Source organism: Pantoea rwandensis (genome assembly GCF_002095475.1).
Taxonomy (GTDB): domain Bacteria; phylum Pseudomonadota; class Gammaproteobacteria; order Enterobacterales; family Enterobacteriaceae; genus Pantoea; species Pantoea rwandensis.
The window spans coordinates 16,410-32,137 of the sequence record NZ_MLFR01000030.1 but is presented as its reverse complement, the minus strand read 5'-3'; the positions used below and the strand labels follow the sequence as shown (position 1 = coordinate 32,137).

The following is a 15,728-nucleotide window of genomic DNA, read 5'->3' as shown; positions in this document are numbered from 1 at the left end:
TTCCGTTATCCCTGAATTAATTGCAGATGTTCCGCTACTGGGCCGAGCGCCAGCGCGGGGATAAAGGTCAACGCCCCCACCAGCAACACGGTGCCAATCAGCAGCGCGATAAACAGTGGGCCGTGAGTCGGCAGCGTGCCGTTGCCCACCGGCTGGATCTTCTTCGCCGCCAGCGAACCGGCAATCGCCATCACGGGAATAATGATGCCGAAGCGCCCGATCAACATGCAGAAGGCCAGCAACAGGTTCCAGAACGGGGTGTTGGCGCTTAAACCGGCAAAGGCACTGCCGTTGTTGTTGGCCGCCGATGAGACGGCATACAGCACTTCGCTAAAACCGTGAATGCCGGGGTTCGCCATACCGGCGCGCCCTGCATCGGTCATCATGGCCAGTGCGGTGCCGAGCAGCACCAGCGTTGGCGTTACCAGAATCGCCAGTGCGGTCATTTTCATCTCCCACACGTCGATCTTTTTACCCATATACTCTGGCGTGCGGCCAATCATCAGACCGGCGATAAACACCCCGAGAAGCACAAACAGCAGCATGCCGTACAAACCCGCGCCCACGCCGCCGAACACCACTTCACCCAGCTGCATCAGCCACATCGGCACCATGCCGCCAAGTGCGGTAAAGGAGTCATGCATAGCGTTAACCGCGCCGCATGACGCCGCGGTGGTGATTACCGCAAACAGGCTGGAGTTGAGGATGCCAAAGCGCGTCTCTTTGCCTTCCATATTGATGGCGCTGTCCGCCCCCAACGTCAGGAAGTGCGGATTGCCGCGCAGTTCTGCCCACATCACGGTGACCACCGCCAGCACAAACATGATGGTCATCGCCCACAGCAGCATGTGTCCCTGACGACGGTCGCCCAAATGCTGGCCGAAGGTGAAGCACAGCGCAGCGGGGATCAGGAAGATACTCAGCATCTGCACGAAGTTGGTCAGCGCGGTCGGGTTCTCAAACGGATGGGCCGAGTTGACGTTAAAGAAGCCGCCGCCGTTGGTGCCCAGCATTTTAATCGCTTCCTGCGAGGCCACGGGACCAAGCGGCAGCGTTTGCTGCGCCCCTTCCAGCGTGGTGAGTGCGTGATAGGGCTCGAACGTCTGGATACTGCCCTGATAAACGAAGAACAGCGCCATCAACAGGCTGATCGGCAATAACACATAGACGGTGATGCGCGTCAGGTCGCGCCAGGCGTTACCCAAGGTGGCCAGTGAGCGATTAGCGAAACCACGGATCAGTGCGAATGCCACCGCAATACCGGTCGCCGCTGACAGGAAGTTCTGCACTGTAAGACCCGCCATCTGGCTAAAGTAGCTCACCGTACTTTCCCCGGCGTAGGCTTGCCAGTTGGTGTTAGTGACAAAGCTTACTGCGGTGTTGAGCGCCAGATCCCAGCTGAGATTAGGCAAGTGTTGTGGGTTGAGCGGCAGCGAACCCTGCGACATCAAAATCGCCAGCAGCAGGATAAAACCGAGCGCGTTAAACAGCAGAATAGCCAACAGATAGTGCGGCCAGCGCATCGCGCCGCTTTCTACGCCCGCCAACCGCCATAGCGCGCGTTCGGTACGGGGTAATAGCGGCTTGTCGGCCACCAGCACGGCAAGAAAACGCCCAAGCGGTTGTGCCAGTACCATCAGCACCAGCAGGAACACCGCAATCAGTAAAAACGCATTCGCAGCCATCAGAATGCCTCCGCATTAAGCAGGGCATAAATCAGGTAGCCCAACAATATAAATACCAGCACGATGCCGGCTATCACGCCCACGCTCACAGCAACCTCCAGAGGATTTGGTAGTGGTGAAAGCATGCGCGGCGCGACATAAAGAAGGGGTAAAAAGGCGGGAATTCGGCGTAAAGAAAGTATAAAAATGCTGTCGAATTAGGCGGTTTCCAGTGCCCAGATACGATTGAGGTCGACGTTATGCCATAAGCCACTCTCTTCCGAGCCGGTTATGCTGTCGGTGCAGAATGAGTCACCCAGATCCAGCTCTTCCGGTTTCACCTCACGCTGGGCGTGCAGCGACCAGAAAACATGCACCTTGGGTTTAAGCAGCGATTTTTCTCCAGCCTGCACCACCAACGCCACGCGACCAGACGCGAGTCGCACCAGCGATCCCACCGGGTAAATACCGATGGTGCGGACAAAGGCATGGAGCAGCGCAGTATCGAAGTGTCCGCGCCAGCTCAACATTTTGTGCATCGCTTCGGCGGGCGTCCAGCCTTTACGGTAAGGACGGTCGGAGGTGACCGCATCGTAGACATCACACACCGCTGCGATGCGCGAAAAGAGTGAGATCTCCTCACCTTTTAATTTGTGTGGATATCCACTGCCGTCGACTTTCTCATGATGATGCAGAGCGATATCCAGTAAATCCTCGCCCGCATCCGCTTCCATCAGCATCTGCGCCCCCACGATAGGGTGCTCACGCATAATGGTAAATTCTTCGTCAGTCAGCTTGCCGGGCTTATTGAGGATTTCCAGCGGCACGGCAGCTTTACCCACATCATGCAGCAACCCGCCCATGCCTAAGCGCCGTTGCTGATGCTCATCCAGGCCCATTTTTTTGCCGAGTGAGATCATCAATCCACACACCGCCATGGAGTGCAGATAGGTGTAATCATCATGATTTTTCAGCCGCGCCACGCTGAGCAACGCGGTGGGCTCACGGGTTATCGTCCCGGCAATGTCATCCACCAGATCCAGCGTGTAATGGAGGTCCAACCCCTGCCCCATACGGGCTTCGTTGAACATCGCCAGCACTTGAGGCTTGCCCTGATTAAAGATGGCTTGCGCCTGATCCAGCTCTTTGAAAAACGCCGTTTTAGGGATCGCTTTTTTAGGCGCAGGCTTGGCAGGCACCTGCACCGATTTATTAAGATCGATCCATAATTGTTGGATCCCCTCATTACGGATCATCGCGATCTGGCGCTTATCAGTGATCAGCATTTGATTGCGAATGCGTTTGTCCTTGAGCCACCAAACTTCGAGTTTGTGGATAAACATTCCCTGCCGCAATTCGTCAACGGTAATCAGCTTTATCACGATATCGCTCCTTAATATCAGTGGGTGGTAAGGAGGGGTATCGGCAGCTGAGCAAATAATCTTCAGGAGTGATTTGTGCGATCTTTCGCGGTGTGATTTATCGCTCATATCTCGAGCGACTGTTCAGGAGATGGACGGACAAAAAAACTCAGCGAGCGGTAGCGGCACGATTCATCGTGCGTGTTTACAGCCGCAGTGCTACTGACAGATGCGCAATAAATTGCGCCGCTACGTTTGCCTGTATGCGTCGGTAACGGCGCTATTTATCGTGTAACAGAAGCTATACCACCCGCGTTAACACCGCTTCACCCTGCGAGAACGCCAGCAGGTTTTCAAACACCAAATCAGCCATTGCCGCCATGGTTTCATGGGTGCTGCTGGCAAGGTGTGGAGTGATCACCACATCATCGCGATGAAGCAACGCCGCGGGGACCGCCGGTTCGTGCTCGAACACATCCAAACCGGCACCGGCAATCTCACCGGCTTCAAGGGCGGCGATTAACGCCTGCTCATCGACCACACTGCCGCGCGCAATGTTGATCAAAAACCCTTGTGGCCCCAGCGCCCGCAGCACCTCGGCATTGACCAAGTGATGCGTCGATGCGCCACCCGGCAGCGTCAATACTAGGAAATCCGCCTGCTTTGCCAGTGACAACAGTGAATCATGGCGCGTGAAAGGCACATCCGGGCGCGAGCGTGGATTGTAGAAATGCACGTCCATATCGAATGCCTGCGCACGTTTTGCCAGCTCTTTGCCAATACCGCCTAGCCCAACAATCCCGCACACCTTACCGCCCACTTTGGTGGTCAGCGGATAGCGTCCCTGAGTTTGCCAGTCACCGGCGCGCACATAACGATCCGATGCGCTGATGCGACGTGCCACGTCCAGCAGCAGCGCCATGCCGGTATCGGCCACGCAGCTGTTGAGCACGCCCGGAGTATTGGTCACCACAATGCCACGGGCTTCGGCAGCAGCAATATCAATGGCGTCGTAACCCACGCCGTTACTGCAAATCACCTTCAGATTGGGCAACTGCGCCAGCAACGCCGCATTGGCGCCCATCAGCACATTGCCGCTGGTCACCAGCGCATCAATGCTGGCACCGTGTTCAGCCAGCCACGCGCCCTGATCTTCCTGCAACCATAAGCGCGAAGTGGTGAAATGCGCGTCAAGGTTGTCCTGCAGCCGCTGCGGCAACATCGGGCCTTTCAGCAATACGTTAAACGGCTTTGATACCATCTTGTTTCCCCTGTGTTTTATAGGATGTTGCTGACGAATCTTGCTCGTCACCGACACGTTCAATCGGACCCATCACCAACAAGAACAGCAGCGCTGCGACGATACAGTGCGCGCCAACGAACACCAGACCAATACTGTAGCTGCCGGTCAAACCCACGATGATACCGAACAGCAGTGGCGTGATGAATCCGGCCATATTACCAATGCCGTTGAAAATCGCGCCTGCCAACCCTACCGCTTCTTTCGGTGCCGTATCGCTAACAATCGTCCAGGTGCCCGCGCCCGCCGCTACGCCTTTACCAAAGAAGGCAAATGACATAATCGCGATGATGCCGGCATTAGTCGGAATCACGGCGGCCAGAATCAGTGAGGCCGCCATCAGCATGCCGACGATATACGGCGCTTTACGTGCCCAAGAGAGACTCCAGCCGCTGGCCAGCAGCCGATCAGAGATGTATCCGCCGCTGATCCCGCCCACAAAACCAAACAGTGCTGGTGCGATGGTGGCAAAACCGGCTTCCATGATGTTCATGCCGCGCGCCTGCACCAAATAGATCGGGAACCAGGTGATGAAGAAATAGCTGAGCGCGATAATGCAGTACTGCCCGATATAAGCGCACCACAGCATGCGATTGCTGAGCAGGGTGTTAAACATCGCTTTGCTTAACGGCGGACGCGCTTTGAGGGTTTGCGCGGAATCGATATCCACCAGCGCACCGCCTTCCTCAATATATTTCAGCTCGCTGGCTGACACATGCGGGTGCTGCTTTGGACTGCGCATATACCAGCCCCACACAAACACCGCCAGCACACCGATGCCGCCCAGCACAAAGAACGGCCACTCCCAGCCGAAACGTGATACCAGCCAGCCCGACAGTGGCGAGAAGATAGCGACGGCAAAATACTGTGCTGAGGCAAACAGTGACGATGCGCGCCCGCGCTCTGCCCCAGGGAACCACATGATGACGGTACGTGCATTGGCAGGAAAACTCGGTGCTTCTATCAGGCCGAGTGCGAAACGCAACGCAAACATCAGGACCAGCGCCATGGTCATGCCGTTGGAAAATTCGCCGATAAAGCCCATCAAAATAGTCGAAACCGACCAGAGCGCTAATGTCACACCATAGACTTTTTTAGTACCGAAACGGTCCAAAAATAGACCGCCTGGGATCTGGCCGATCACATAGGCCCAACTGAATGCCGACAGGATCAGTCCAAGCTGGATCGCTGATAATCCGAACTCCTCTTTGATCGCCGATCCTGAGATCGACAGGATCGAACGGTCGGCATATGCCACCACGGACAGGAACAGGATCAAACAGAGGATCCAGATACGCACGTGGCTGTTCTCTCTGCGGTTTTTGCTTTGTAACATGGCTGAACCCCTAGATGAAGGAGCGTCCTGCTCCGAAGCGATGATGTTCAGGAATACCGCTTAGATTTCACTGTTCAGCAACTATAGAGAGCCAGGCGCAAGCGGGTCATTGTGCGGATGAAGGAATCCACATCGTTATTTCACGCCAGTTTTGGCATCTGCCACAAAGCAGGGTGCGGCGCTGCACAGAACCTTAAATAAGCCGATGCTTTTGCTTCAGAATGTGCGCCAGCTCTGAGAAAAAGCTTCGCAACATCACTATGAGCCTGCAAATCATCATGCACCCGCGAGCAAAGTGTGCGCTTAGCAGCAAAATCCATACATGTTGATTGTCAGCTTGCTTGCCGCCTCGTAGGCTGAAAATGATTTCAATGATCCATTTTAATTATCATTGAAACATTCATTCTAATAACAAGCTTACCCTGGAGTCCGCGATGAAAACCCTCAAGGCGATACTGTTGCTTGGCCTGCTGTCCAGTTCGGCCTCCGCATTAGCAGAGAAAATTGGCGTATCGATGGCCTATTTCGATCAAAACTTTTTAACCATTATTCGCCAGTCGATTGATAAAGAAGCCAAAGCGCGCGGACTTGATGTGCAGTTTGAGGATGCGCGCGGCGATGTTGGCCGTCAGACCGACCAGGTGCAGAGCTTTATTGGCGCAGGCGTGGACGCCATCATTGTCGATCCGGTGGATTCCGCCAGTACGCCACAGCTGACCAAACTGGCGCAGCAGGCAAAAATTCCGCTGGTGTATGTGAACCGCACGCCAGGCGATAAAACATTGCCCGCCGGGGTAGTATTTGTCGGTTCAGACGAGCGCGAATCGGGCACCTTGCAGATGGAAGCCTTGGCGAAGATGGCCAATTACAAAGGTAATGTGGCCATTATGATCGGCAACCTGACCGATGCAGGCGCACTGCAACGCACCAAAGATGTTGAGCAGGTCGTCGCGAAATATCCGGGCATGAAAGTGGTACAGAAACAGCCTGCCAACTATGCGCGTAACGAAGGCATGGACCTGATGCTGAACTGGATCGGCAACGGCGAGGCGATTGATATCGTCGCGGCGAATAATGATGAGATGGCGATCGGTGCCGCGATGGCACTGGCGAAGAGCAACAAGAAGATTCTGGTCGGCGGCATTGATGCCACGCCGGATGGCCTAAAAGCGTTGTCGCAGGACAAGATGCAGGTCACGGTGTTCCAGGATGCGGTAGGCCAAGGCAAAGCCTCGGTGGATGTGGCACAGAAGCTCATTAAAGGCGAGAAAGTGGATTCCCACGTGTGGATCCCGTTCGAGCTGGTGACCAAAGAGAATATGCAGAAGTACGTAGAGAAGAGCCAGTAACGTTTTCACGGTCGCCATAAATGGCGCCCCTACGAACCCCTCATCCCCGCCGCCGCTGTAGGGTGCGCATTTATGCGCACCTGGTCAAATACCGCACTGGCCTTAATGACGCATTTATGCGCACCTGGTCAAATACCGCACTGGCCTTAATGACGCATTTATGCGCACCTGGTCAAATACCGCACAGACCTTAATGACGCATTTATGCGTACCCGGTCAAAGCCCGCACGTCACTTAATCCCGCAATTTCGCCATCACCACGATGTCGTGAAATTCGCCGTCGCGCAGGCAGGCTTTGCGCTTCAGACCTTCATGTTCAAAACCAAGGCGCTGGTACAACCGCAGCGCACGCGCATTATCATGAAACGCTTCCAGCTCAATGCGCACCACGCCCAGCCAGTTGAATGCATAATCGATGGCGTTACGAATCAGTTTCTCGCCAATACCGCGCCCGCCGAACGCAGGATCCACGCTGATGCCGAAACTGATGCTATGGCGCGTACGCGGGCGCTGTTCAACAAACAGCGTCAACTCGCCTACCATTTGCCCGTCAATCTCCGCGACAAAGCCGATATAGCCTGCCGCGTCCATGTTCTCGAATTTTTTCTGCCAGGTTTGCACGCTGGGAAACGGCAGCTGCGTGGTCCAGCGATAGACTTCAGGGTGGCTATAAAGACGTTGATAAGCGGTGGCATCGGCTGGCTCACGACCGCGAATAGTTAAATCCATGTCGGTAATCCCTTTTCATTGCACTAAGCTGTTAACTCTCACCAAGCGGAAAGAGTGACTTATGTTGTATCGTCGTTTTGAACGTTTTATCAATATTTTCCAGGACGCACCAACCGATTCTCCACCCACCAGCGTTTGGCCGTTTTATCTCTACTATCTGCGTCAGGTGTGGCCAAGCTTTGTCGCCCTGCTGATAGTTGGCCTGGCACAGGCGCTGATTGAAGTGGCACTGTTTAGCTATCTCAGCCGCATCATCGATTTAGTCAATCACTCAACGCCCGCCACGTTGTTCACTGACAACTGGCCCACGCTACTGTGGATGGGATTTGTCGCGCTGATTCTGCGGCCGATTGTCATCGCCGCGCACGATATGCTGGTGCATCAAAGCATTAACCCGAGCATGACCAGCATGATCCGTTGGCAGCACCACAACTACGTACTGCGTCAGAGCCTGAACTTCTTCCAGAACGATTTCGCCGGGCGCATCGCCCAGCGCATCATGCAGACCGGTAACTCACTGCGTGATTCCGCCGTGCAGCTGGTTGATGCCATCTGGCATGTGGTGATTTACGCCGTGACCTCACTGGTGCTGTTCGCCGAAGCTGACTGGCGCTTGATGATTCCGCTGATCATCTGGATCGTCGCCTATAGCGTATCGCTGAGCTTCTTCGTGCCGCGCGTGAAGCAGCGTTCTGTGGTCTCTTCCGAAGCGCGTTCCAAACTGATGGGCACCATTGTTGATGGCTATACCAATATCGCCACCATCAAGTTGTTCGCGCACAACGACTTGGAAAAACGCTACGCGCGTGAGGCGATTCAGGAGCAAACCGACAAAACCCAGCACGCCAGTCGCATGGTGACCACCATGGATATCACACTGTCGACGCTTAATGGCCTGCTGATTGTCAGCACCTCGGCACTGGCGTTATGGCTGTGGAGCCAGTCGCTGATCAGCGTCGGCGCGATTGCGCTGGCAACCGGTTTAGTGATCCGCTTGGTCAACATGTCCGGCTGGATCATGTGGGTGGTGAATGGCATCTTTGAAAATATCGGCATGGTGCAGGATGGATTGAACACCATCGCGCAACCGCTGAGCGTGCAGGATGAGCCTAAGGCGAATAACCTGCAGGTGACGCGCGGCCAGATTCGCTTCGAAGATGTACGCTTTGATTACGGCGGCAGCCGCCAGGTGATTAATCGCCTCAATCTCAACATCAAAGCGGGCGAAAAAATCGGTCTGATTGGGCCGTCTGGCGCCGGTAAATCCACCATGGTGAACTTGCTGCTGCGCCTTTATGACATCAACGGTGGGCGCATCCTGATTGACGATCATAACATCGCCGAAGTGACCCAAGAGAGCCTGCGTGGTCAGATCGGCATGATTACTCAGGACACCTCACTGCTGCATCGTTCGATTCGTGAAAACCTGTTGTACGGACGGCCGGATGCTACCGAAGACGAGCTGCAAGCGGCGATTATTCGCGCCCGCGCCGATGAGTTCATTCCGCTATTGTCCGATCCACAAGGACGTACCGGGCTGGATGCGCATGTCGGCGAACGCGGCGTGAAACTCTCAGGCGGTCAGCGTCAACGTATTGCCATTGCCCGTGTGTTGCTGAAAGATGCGCCGATTCTGATTATGGATGAAGCGACTTCCGCGCTGGATTCCGAAGTAGAAGCGGCGATTCAGGAGAGCCTGGAAACGCTGATGCAGGGCAAAACGGTGATTGCCATTGCGCACCGACTGTCGACGATCGCTAAGATGGATCGACTGGTGGTGCTGGATAAAGGCGAAATTGTCGAGATGGGTAACCACCGCGAACTGCTGGCGCAAGGCGGCTTGTATGCACGCCTGTGGCAGCATCAGACCGGTGGTTTTGTCGGCGAGGATTAATCGCCGCGTCGGTACGGCAGGGCTTCGCGCGCTTCAATGGCATAAGCACGAATCCCTGCCCGCTCCTGCACTAAATACTCCTCAACGGCTTCACGCAATCCCGGATGGCACAGGTAGTGCCATGAATGGGTAATCTGCGGTTCGAAGCCACGCACCAGTTTGTGCTCACCCTGCGCGCCGGCATCAAAGCGTTGCAAACCTTCAGCAATGGCGAATTCCATGCCCTGGTAAAAACAGGTTTCGAAGTGCAGACGATCAAACTCCGCCAGACAGCCCCAGTAACGCCCGTACAGCGAATTGCCATCGACTAAATAAAACGCCATGGCGGCGGGCTGGCCCTGCAACGTGGCAATCACCACGCGAATCGAGCGCGGCATACGTTCGGCCAGCAGGCTGAAAAACTGCCGCGTGAGATAAGGACGCTGACCACGTACCGCATAGGTGTTGGCATAGCAGGTGTAGACGAAATCCCACTGATCCTCACTCAGCTCGTCACCACGATACCAATGAAATTCAAAGCCGCTGCTCGCCACCTGCTCACGCTCTTTGCGCAGCTGTTTACGTTTGCGTGACATCAGCGTATCGAGGAAATCCTGAAAATCGCGATAGCCTTTGTTGTGCCAGTGATATTGGATGCCGAGACGCGCGAGCCAGTCAGGTTGCTGCTCCATCACATCGTTGGCAAACGGCGTGGTGAAATTGATATGTGCGCCGCTCAAACCATGCTGCATCAGTTCGTCGGGCAGCGCGGCGAGCAGCTGGCGGATAGCCGCTGCCTCACCCAATAAACGGGCACCGGTAACGGGGCTGAACGGGATCGCACCGAGCCATTTTGGATAATATTGAATGCCGGCGCGTTGACAGGCGTCGGCCCACGCGTGGTCAAACACGTATTCGCCTTGAGAGTTGCGCTTGCGATAGCCCGGCAGCGCGGCGCTGAGCACGCCATTTTCTCGCCACAGCAAGTGATCCGGCTGCCAGCCATTTTCCGCCCGCACGCTGCCGCTCTCTTCCAGCGTGAGAAGAAAGGCATGGCGTAAAAATGGTTGATCGTCAGGTAACAGCGCATCCCATTCGAGGGCAGAAATCTCCGCCAGCGATGACAGGTGAAGCAAAGACATGCATGGCTCCCGGCCAGCTTTAGGCGAACGGCTAGTTCAACAGGTTTTGCCGCAGGGGAAAAGAGGCGGCGCACTGAATGTACATCGACAATCTATTTGCAGGAATCTCGCCGAGGGGAGTTTAGGATTGGAACGGACGCTTCCACCGCTTAAGGAAGCGACTCTGCTAGCCAATGAACTTCAGATCGTTTTTGCGGTGTTGCTTCTGATCATCATAGTAATTTTCATGTGTACCGAGACTCAGAAGATAGATCTCCAGTCTCTGGTCGACCCAGCGGTGACCCAACAGATATTGCTGCTTACCCAAGTAAAACTTGTGCACCCAGAGATAGCTCAGATCACCTTTCTTGCGTTCGCCTATCTCTGGGTTCGCAATGATGCGATCAATCTCTTCATCAACACCCTCCTTGTCCTGTTCCGTCAGGCGGTTAAAAGCCTTCTCAAAACGACCTGTTTGATATACTTCAACTTCCTGTCCGGTCTTTTCTGCGCACATATTTTTTGACCTTGCCGTTATCCATTTCTGCTTTAGCCAGTAAGATCTCATTGATGAATGAGAACGTCAGATCGGGATTATCCTCTGCTATGCGACCAATCTTGGCCCAGTGCTCAATCTGTTTAGGCACGCTGCGACTCATTGCTTCGGCATGTGTTCTCACATCTTCAACGAAATCATCGTCTAAGCGAATGCTGGTTGCCATATATAAACCTCTTGTTGTCGCCACCCGCGACGGTGTGGTGAGGGTGTACTATCAATACGTCATTGCTTGACGTACAGCAGATGAAATTGTGCGACATTTTGTCGCATTTAGCAATTTATGATGGCAACACGATTTACCGTTGATCATTAACGAGTGTGTATACTCACCCTTTTCGCTGCTCAGGAACCGCCATGGATCGTCTCGATTGTGACCGCATGTTTGTTGCCGTGCTGGAAGTCGGCAGTTTTGCCGGTGCCGCGGAGCGCCTTGGCACCAGCAGCGGGCAGGCGTCGAAGCTAGTATCACGGCTGGAGCAGGAACTGGGGGTGCAGCTGTTCAAACGCAGCACGCGTGCCTTGTCGCCCACGGAAGTTGGACGAGCGTATTACGAGCGGGTGAAAACGCTGCTGGATGCCTTTGACGCACTGGACGCCACGATACGCGAAAGCGCCACCACGCCGACCGGCCGCCTGAAAATTAGTGCGCCCGGCACCTTTGGCACCGCGGTGCTTGCCAGCGTATTAGTGGCATTTGCGCGCCACTATCCGTTGATTGAACTGGATGTGAATTTCTCCGATCGTGCAGTTAACATCGTCGATGAAGGCTTTGATATGGCAATTCGCATTGGCAAGCTGGATGACAGCAGTCTGATTGCGCGCCGTTTGGGCGATGTGCCGATTCGCGTAGCCGCCTCGCCGGGTTACCTGTTGCAACAGGGCACCCCCCAGCATTGGCGCGATTTAGCCACACACCAGTGCATCAGCGACACCAATTTCCGCGATCCCTGGCACTGGCCGTTTGTCACGCCGTGCGGCGATAGCGTGAGCATGCCAATTCGTGGCCGCCTCTGTTTTTCCAACACGGAGGCCTGCTTGCAGGCGGCGATCGCCGGATTGGGCATCGCCCGTTTGCCCGGTTTTATTGCCGCACCGGCATTGCAACGCGGTGAAATCGTCTCGTTGCTGGATAACTTCGCTACGCCGCCGATGGGGCTGTTTGCCCTCTATCCCCCCGCTCGCCATCTGGCGCAGAAAACTCGCTTACTGATTGATTTCCTCGCCGATCATTTTCAGCAGCACCCGCCCGGCTAATTCCTTCCATTTTGGAAGCAATGAAAGCCATTTTGCCCGGATTATCACCTAACCAGCAGCGCGTTATGCTGGTCTCCTCACCACAGAGGAGTAGAGCGATGTTGGTAAACGGTAAGTGGAGCGCAGAGTGGCATCCGGTTCAAGCCACCGATAAACAGGGCGGATTTGTCCGTCAAACGTCCAGTTTTCGCCACTGGATCACCGCAGACGGCTCCAGCGAATTTGCCGCCGAGCCGGATCGCTATCATCTGTATGTGGCACTGATTTGCCCATGGGCCTCGCGCACCTTGGTGGCGCGCAGTCTGAAAGGGTTGGAAAACGTCATCAGCGTCTCCGTGGTGGAGCCGCAGTTAGGCGCACAAGGGTGGCACTTCGGTGATTATCCCGGTTCTGACCGTGACTGGCTCAATAAAGCCGAATACATCCACGAGATATATACCCGCGCCGATGCCGATTTTACCGGCCGCGCGACGGTGCCTGTGCTGTGGGATAAAAAGACCCAGACCATCGTGAACAATGAGTCAGCTGACATCCTGCGCATGCTGAACAGCGGTTTTGGCGATCTGGCCGACAGCAGCCTCGATCTTTATCCAGAGGATCTTCGCTCAGAGATCGACGCGATCAACGAATCGGTCTATCCGCGTTTGAATAACGGCGTGTACCGCACTGGTTTTGCCACCACCCAGGTGAGCTACCAGCAGGCGTTTAATGACGTATTCAGCCAGTTGGATGAACTTGAACAGCGTCTGAAAGATGGCCGCACCTTCCTGCTCGGCGAGCGCCTGACCGAAGCCGATATTCGCTTGTTCGTGACGCTGGTGCGTTTTGACGTCGCCTATCACGGCCTGTTCAAATGTAATCTGCGCCGCTTGCGCGACTATCCGCTGCTCGATCGCTATCTGAAGAGTATGCTGGCGGTTTCGCGTGTGCGTCAGACAGTAAACATCGACCATATCAAACAGGGTTACTATTCGATTAAAGCGCTGAACCCGAATGGGATTGTGCCGGTTGGCCCGGATATGGCGGATTACGGATTATAAGGAGCAGTGGCATGGCAAAAGCGTTAGTGATTTTTTTACACGGTGTCGGCAGTAATGGCGATGACCTTGCGGTGCTCGGTCAGCACTGGGCCAGTCTGCTGCCGGATGTGGCTTTTGCCTCGCCGAATGCGCCCTATCCGTTTGAACATGCGATGGGCTACCAGTGGTTTAGCCTGACGGGCATTACCGCAGAAAATCGTCCGGCTCGCGTGCGTGAAGCGCGCGCAGCCTTCGATGAGACGTTGCAGCAACTGATGGTACAGCACGGTATGGCTGACGCGTGGGATAAGCTGATTTTGGTGGGCTTTTCTCAGGGTTCGATCATGGCGCTGGACGCACTGGCATCCGGTCGTTATCCGCTGGCGGGGGTGGTGGCGTTTTCCGGACGATTGTCCTTTGACGGCACATTAACACCCAAGGCACATATTCCTGCCCTGCTAATTCATGGTAAGGCCGATAGCGTGATCCCTTATAGCGAAAGTGAGTCTGCAACACAGCGCCTGCAAGCCGCGGGCGTCACCGTGGAAGCACGCTATGAAGCCGCCACCGGCCACACCATCTCCTCACAGGGTGCGATGCAGGCGGCCACATTCATCGCCCAGTGTTTGCAGGATTAGGGCCAATAGCGGTTTAACGCTTGCCAGGCTTTTTGCGCGGCCACTTCCGGCGGCTGCGCTTTTAACCCATCGTTAAACACTTCAATGCCGACCGGCCCCCTATAACCGCCACTCTTCAACTTATCGACAAAGCGTTCTACCTCGATAATGCCGTCGCCGGGCAGTAAACGCTGGTGGCGCGCATAATCGCTGAGTGCGCCCTTCGCTTGCGGCGGCATCTCGGCCATATCGCACAGTTGCACTTCGTAAATACGATCGGCAGGAATGCCATCCAGCTGCGACGCATCACCGCCTAACGCACAGATATGGAACAGATCGACCACCAGCCCGATGTTGGGCTGATCCAGACGCTGCAAACGCTGCCACGCCAGCGGCAAGGTATTATCGACGCTGCACCACGCCATCGGTTCGTACATGATGCGCATGTTATGCCGTGCAGCTTCGGAAGCCATCCAACGTAGATCTTCATCGATACGCTCAGCCACGCAATCTTCACGCGTGGTGGCGGGTGCCTGAATGGTGTCGCAGCCAATGGACTGGGCAATGTGGATAAACTGACGCAGTTCTTCGCGTTTTTGTAAACGTTCGCGATCCGGCGCACCGGTGAAGTCGCGCAGCACCTGCAGATTGGTAAAACCAAGCGTTAACTGCTGAGCCAACGGTGCAGTGTTGGCCTCGACATCTTCCCGCCAGATCTCAACCTGGTCAAAACCAGCCGCCTGTGCGGCACGCAACTTCTGCTCAGGTTCACCGTTTAACAACACCAGGTTAAGGAATTTGGGGTTACTTCGCATCAACGGGCTCCTTAATCGTCCGGATAAATCGGTGACAGGTTCTGTTTGTCACGCACACAGAACACCGACCAGTATCTACCTCTTCGGAGTTATTTCAAGCCCGTGATGCGTCGGGCTTTTATCCCAGCAGGTTAACCACGGCAAATCCGGCGAAGGTCATCAGCAGCGAGCCAATCACGTGCACCATCACGCTCGACATTGCCCAGAGATATTTACCGGTTTGCAGCAGACCGACAATTTCCGCTGAAAAGGTGGAGAAGGTGGTTAAGCCCCCGCATAAACCGGTGACGATCAGCAGTTTCCAGAAAGGGTCGATATGCGGATTGCGGACAAAAAACGCCAGTGCGGCGCCAATGATAAACCCGCCGACCAGATTCACCATTAACGTGCCCGGTGGCAGGTTAGGAAACAGCGCGTTGAACCGCAGGGAAATCAGCCAGCGCAGCGAGCAGCCCACGGCACCGCCGAGCACAACAGCCAGTAACGACTTCAACATACTTTGGAGCTCCTGAAATGAGTTACGCGCAGGGCCGCGGCAGGACAGAAAAACACCTGACACACCGCCGTCTCCCGCGCAGGGATACGAGTGTTGTCAGGCGTCATCAGCCGTCTGTTTCCAGAACGGCGGTTGGGGAAGGTGGCACGCCATCACCTTAGCGGCACGATAATACGCTGGCGCAGCGGGGGTGACAATATCAGGCAACAATTGGCTTACCTTTGCACACCATTAT

Annotated in this window: 16 protein-coding genes and 1 riboswitch; of the genes, 5 read left to right on the top strand and 11 right to left on the bottom strand. The window is 55.2% G+C overall.

What is annotated here, in order from left to right:
* Positions 1–5: 5 nt before the first annotated feature.
* From kdpA to HA51_RS21855, 5 genes are all read right to left on the bottom strand, one after another.
* Positions 6–1,685, bottom strand: coding sequence for a potassium-transporting ATPase subunit KdpA (kdpA, locus tag HA51_RS21875; RefSeq protein ID WP_084936728.1), 1,680 nt, complete (start codon positions 1,683–1,685; stop codon positions 6–8).
* Complete coding sequence (gene kdpF / locus HA51_RS21870; protein WP_100701897.1) at positions 1,685–1,774, bottom strand: K(+)-transporting ATPase subunit F; 90 nt, start codon at positions 1,772–1,774, stop codon at positions 1,685–1,687. Before kdpF ends, kdpA begins: the two co-directional genes overlap by 1 nt.
* 108 nt (positions 1,775–1,882) lie before the next feature.
* The gene (locus tag HA51_RS21865) at positions 1,883–3,046 is read right to left on the bottom strand and encodes an HD-GYP domain-containing protein (RefSeq protein WP_084936722.1); all 1,164 of its coding nucleotides are present in this window, start codon (positions 3,044–3,046) and stop codon (positions 1,883–1,885) included.
* Between the two features lie 280 nt (positions 3,047–3,326).
* The gene (locus HA51_RS21860; protein ID WP_084936719.1) at positions 3,327–4,286 is read right to left on the bottom strand and encodes a 2-hydroxyacid dehydrogenase; all 960 of its coding nucleotides are present in this window, start codon (positions 4,284–4,286) and stop codon (positions 3,327–3,329) included.
* Positions 4,267–5,661 carry an MFS transporter gene (locus HA51_RS21855; protein WP_084936717.1) on the bottom strand — a complete coding sequence of 465 codons (1,395 nt, stop codon included), beginning with the start codon at positions 5,659–5,661 and terminating at the stop codon, positions 4,267–4,269. The genes HA51_RS21860 and HA51_RS21855 overlap by 20 nt, the downstream gene beginning before the upstream one ends.
* 434 nt (positions 5,662–6,095) lie before the next feature.
* On the opposite strand from HA51_RS21855, the gene HA51_RS21850 reads away from it, so the two are divergent.
* On the top strand, positions 6,096–7,010 hold the full coding sequence (locus HA51_RS21850; protein WP_084936714.1) for a sugar ABC transporter substrate-binding protein: 915 nt from the start codon (positions 6,096–6,098) through the stop codon (positions 7,008–7,010).
* Positions 7,011–7,244: 234 nt separating this feature from the next.
* Here HA51_RS21850 and HA51_RS21845 read toward each other — a convergent pair whose 3' ends face one another.
* Entirely contained in the window at positions 7,245–7,739 is a 495-nt protein-coding gene (locus HA51_RS21845) for a GNAT family N-acetyltransferase (protein ID WP_084936711.1), read from the bottom strand.
* Between the two features lie 61 nt (positions 7,740–7,800).
* On the opposite strand from HA51_RS21845, the gene HA51_RS21840 reads away from it, so the two are divergent.
* The gene (locus tag HA51_RS21840) at positions 7,801–9,633 is read left to right on the top strand and encodes an ABC transporter ATP-binding protein (RefSeq protein WP_084936708.1); all 1,833 of its coding nucleotides are present in this window, start codon (positions 7,801–7,803) and stop codon (positions 9,631–9,633) included.
* On the opposite strand, the gene HA51_RS21835 is transcribed toward HA51_RS21840, so the two are convergent.
* The 3 genes from HA51_RS21835 to HA51_RS21825 all read right to left on the bottom strand — a co-directional run bounded on the left by HA51_RS21835 (position 9,630) and on the right by HA51_RS21825 (position 11,455).
* On the bottom strand, positions 9,630–10,754 hold the full coding sequence (locus HA51_RS21835) for a GNAT family N-acetyltransferase (protein ID WP_084936705.1): 1,125 nt from the start codon (positions 10,752–10,754) through the stop codon (positions 9,630–9,632). The genes HA51_RS21840 and HA51_RS21835 overlap by 4 nt on opposite strands.
* Before the next feature lie 166 nt (positions 10,755–10,920).
* Positions 10,921–11,250 carry a type II toxin-antitoxin system RelE/ParE family toxin gene (locus tag HA51_RS21830; RefSeq protein ID WP_084936702.1) on the bottom strand — a complete coding sequence of 110 codons (330 nt, stop codon included), beginning with the start codon at positions 11,248–11,250 and terminating at the stop codon, positions 10,921–10,923.
* The gene (locus tag HA51_RS21825) at positions 11,219–11,455 is read right to left on the bottom strand and encodes a ParD-like family protein (protein WP_084936699.1); all 237 of its coding nucleotides are present in this window, start codon (positions 11,453–11,455) and stop codon (positions 11,219–11,221) included. The genes HA51_RS21830 and HA51_RS21825 overlap by 32 nt, the downstream gene beginning before the upstream one ends.
* Before the next feature lie 191 nt (positions 11,456–11,646).
* Between HA51_RS21825 and HA51_RS21820 the strand changes: the two genes are divergently transcribed.
* From HA51_RS21820 to HA51_RS21810, 3 genes are all read left to right on the top strand, one after another.
* Positions 11,647–12,546, top strand: coding sequence for a LysR family transcriptional regulator (locus tag HA51_RS21820; protein ID WP_084936696.1), 900 nt, complete (start codon positions 11,647–11,649; stop codon positions 12,544–12,546).
* A gap of 98 nt (positions 12,547–12,644) precedes the next feature.
* Positions 12,645–13,586, top strand: coding sequence for a glutathione S-transferase family protein (locus HA51_RS21815; RefSeq protein ID WP_084936694.1), 942 nt, complete (start codon positions 12,645–12,647; stop codon positions 13,584–13,586).
* Positions 13,587–13,597: 11 nt separating this feature from the next.
* Positions 13,598–14,203, top strand: a complete 606-nt coding sequence (locus HA51_RS21810) for an alpha/beta hydrolase (RefSeq protein ID WP_084936691.1) — start codon at positions 13,598–13,600, stop codon at positions 14,201–14,203.
* Here the strand turns inward: HA51_RS21810 and HA51_RS21805 are convergent.
* Both HA51_RS21805 and crcB read right to left on the bottom strand, forming a co-directional pair.
* Complete coding sequence (locus HA51_RS21805) at positions 14,200–14,997, bottom strand: sugar phosphate isomerase/epimerase family protein (protein ID WP_084936688.1); 798 nt, start codon at positions 14,995–14,997, stop codon at positions 14,200–14,202. The two genes, HA51_RS21810 and HA51_RS21805, sit on opposite strands and share 4 nt — an antisense overlap.
* 118 nt (positions 14,998–15,115) lie before the next feature.
* Positions 15,116–15,493 (bottom strand): fluoride efflux transporter CrcB, encoded by a 378-nt coding sequence (gene crcB, locus HA51_RS21800; RefSeq protein WP_039333080.1) that lies wholly within the window; start codon positions 15,491–15,493, stop codon positions 15,116–15,118.
* A 90-nt stretch (positions 15,494–15,583) separates the two neighbouring features.
* A riboswitch (Fluoride riboswitch) is annotated at positions 15,584–15,659 on the bottom strand.
* Positions 15,660–15,728: the final 69 nt, after the last annotated feature.

What these genes read in the sequence shown, in the direction of transcription:
- kdpA (WP_084936728.1), bottom strand. Translation starts at nt 1,685, where the DNA reads ATGGCTGCGAATGCGTTTTTACTGATTGCGGTGTTCCTGCTGGTGCTG.
- HA51_RS21860 (WP_084936719.1), bottom strand. Translation starts at nt 4,286, where the DNA reads ATGGTATCAAAGCCGTTTAACGTATTGCTGAAAGGCCCGATGTTGCCG.
- HA51_RS21855 (WP_084936717.1), bottom strand. Translation starts at nt 5,661, where the DNA reads ATGTTACAAAGCAAAAACCGCAGAGAGAACAGCCACGTGCGTATCTGG.
- HA51_RS21850 (WP_084936714.1), top strand. Translation starts at nt 6,096, where the DNA reads ATGAAAACCCTCAAGGCGATACTGTTGCTTGGCCTGCTGTCCAGTTCG.
- HA51_RS21845 (WP_084936711.1), bottom strand. Translation starts at nt 7,739, where the DNA reads ATGGATTTAACTATTCGCGGTCGTGAGCCAGCCGATGCCACCGCTTAT.
- HA51_RS21840 (WP_084936708.1), top strand. Translation starts at nt 7,801, where the DNA reads ATGTTGTATCGTCGTTTTGAACGTTTTATCAATATTTTCCAGGACGCA.
- HA51_RS21835 (WP_084936705.1), bottom strand. Translation starts at nt 10,754, where the DNA reads ATGTCTTTGCTTCACCTGTCATCGCTGGCGGAGATTTCTGCCCTCGAA.
- HA51_RS21830 (WP_084936702.1), bottom strand. Translation starts at nt 11,250, where the DNA reads ATGTGCGCAGAAAAGACCGGACAGGAAGTTGAAGTATATCAAACAGGT.
- HA51_RS21825 (WP_084936699.1), bottom strand. Translation starts at nt 11,455, where the DNA reads ATGGCAACCAGCATTCGCTTAGACGATGATTTCGTTGAAGATGTGAGA.
- HA51_RS21820 (WP_084936696.1), top strand. Translation starts at nt 11,647, where the DNA reads ATGGATCGTCTCGATTGTGACCGCATGTTTGTTGCCGTGCTGGAAGTC.
- HA51_RS21815 (WP_084936694.1), top strand. Translation starts at nt 12,645, where the DNA reads ATGTTGGTAAACGGTAAGTGGAGCGCAGAGTGGCATCCGGTTCAAGCC.
- HA51_RS21810 (WP_084936691.1), top strand. Translation starts at nt 13,598, where the DNA reads ATGGCAAAAGCGTTAGTGATTTTTTTACACGGTGTCGGCAGTAATGGC.
- HA51_RS21805 (WP_084936688.1), bottom strand. Translation starts at nt 14,997, where the DNA reads ATGCGAAGTAACCCCAAATTCCTTAACCTGGTGTTGTTAAACGGTGAA.
- crcB (WP_039333080.1), bottom strand. Translation starts at nt 15,493, where the DNA reads ATGTTGAAGTCGTTACTGGCTGTTGTGCTCGGCGGTGCCGTGGGCTGC.